Below are 1,834 nucleotides of genomic sequence, written 5' to 3'. Positions count from 1 at the left end.
CTTTTCAAAATACAAGACAAAAACTACAAACCTCAACAAATTTCAGCATTTATCCTCCAAAAAATCAAAAAAGACGCAGAGGCTTTCATAGGTGAACCTGTTGATAAGGCTGTAATCACAGTACCAGCATATTTTGATGATAATCAACGTCAAGCAACTAAAGATGCAGGTACTATCGCAGGTCTTGATGTTGTAAGAATAATAAACGAACCAACAGCTGCTTCCTTAGCATTTGGATTAGATAAAACAAAACAAGACATGAAAATTCTTGTATTTGATTTTGGTGGTGGAACACTTGATGTCACAATAATGGAAATGGGTGGCGGTGTCTTTGAAGTAATGAGTACTTCTGGTGATACCCAGTTAGGTGGAACAGATATGGATAAAGTTGTAATTAATTACATTCTAGATGAATTCAAGAAAAAAGAGGGAATTGATCTCTCTAAAGACAGTACTGCAATGGCCAGAATCAGAGAGGCTGCAGAAAAAGCAAAGATTGAACTTTCCACAATAATGGAAACTGACATTAATTTGCCTTTCATATCTCATGATCCTTCGTCAGGTGCAAAAAATCTTGAACTAAGATTAACAAGAGCAAAACTCGATGAATTAATTCGACCTATTATTGAAAGATGTAAACCTTCTATAGAAAAAGCACTGGAAGATGCAAAGATTTCAAAATCAGATATTAGCAAAATCGTGATGGTTGGTGGACCAACCAGAATTCCACTGGTGAAAAAATTTGTTGGTGAAGTGCTTGGCAAAGAGCCTGAATCTGGCATAGATCCAATGGAAGCAGTAGCTATGGGAGCTGCAATTCAAGCAGGAATCATTGCTGGTGATGTAACCAGTGATATCGTATTGCTTGATGTGACTCCATTAACATTAGGAATTGAGACTTTAGGTGGAGTACGAGAACCATTGATTGAAAGAAATACAACAATACCTACATCAAAAAGTAAAGTTTTCACCACTGCAGCAGATAATCAAACAGCAGTTACAATTCATGTGGTACAAGGAGAAAGGCCTATGGCATCTGATAATGTTTCATTGGGAAGTTTTAATCTTACAGACTTGCCCCCTGCTCCAAGAGGGATTCCACAAATTGAAGTAAAATTTGACATTGACGCAAACGGAATAATTAATGTTGCTGCAAAAGATCTTGGTACAAAAAAAGAAGCAAAAATTACCATCACATCTAACTCAAAATTATCAAAAGAAGAAATTGAGAAATTAAAACAAGACGCTGAAAAATTCTCTGACGAGGATAAAAAGAAAAAAGAAAAAATTGATCTAAGAAATGAGGCTGAAAGTTTTATTTACACTGTTGAAAAACTTGTTAACCATGATCTTAAAGACAAAATCTCCCAAGAACAGGGTATTAAGGTCACTGATGCTGTTAAAGAAGTAAAAGAATCTCTTGATAAAGAAATTGATGTTCTTAAACCAAAACTTGATACCTTAAAATCACTTGTTAATGAAATTACTACAGAACTTTACAAAAATGCTGCATCCCAATCTAATTCAGACCAACAAAATGCTGGTCAAGGCGATTCTCAGAATGATAGTAATTCACAACAAAACTCTGAATCATCTACTACTGATGAAACTAAAAATTAACACATTACACAATTTATACACCAATTACAATTAAAGGATAATTTATGGCTGCAAAACGAGACTATTATGAGGTTTTAGGAGTTTCAAAAACATCAGGCTCTGATGAAATCAAAGCCCAGTATAGAAAATTAGCATTGAAATTTCACCCTGATCGAAATAAATCTGCTGAAGCAGGAGAACATTTCAAAGAAATTTCTGAGGCATATGCTGTTCT

At 34.7% G+C, this 1,834-nt stretch carries 2 protein-coding genes; both read left to right on the top strand.

The annotated features are described in order from the left end of the window. The coding region (gene dnaK / locus BG20_RS05750; RefSeq protein WP_010192102.1) for a molecular chaperone DnaK at positions 1-1,620 on the top strand (1,620 nt) is incomplete at its 5' end. A gap of 44 nt (positions 1,621-1,664) precedes the next feature. Continuing rightward, positions 1,665-1,834, top strand: a 170-nt coding sequence (locus tag BG20_RS05745) for a DnaJ domain-containing protein (protein ID WP_010192100.1), incomplete at its 3' end; no start/stop codon positions are given.

The organism is Candidatus Nitrosarchaeum limnium BG20 (assembly GCF_000241145.1).
Lineage (GTDB): Archaea > Thermoproteota > Nitrososphaeria > Nitrososphaerales > Nitrosopumilaceae > Nitrosarchaeum > Nitrosarchaeum limnae.
The sequence above is the reverse complement of the archived record's forward strand: the minus strand, read 5'-3'. Positions and strand labels throughout refer to the sequence as shown.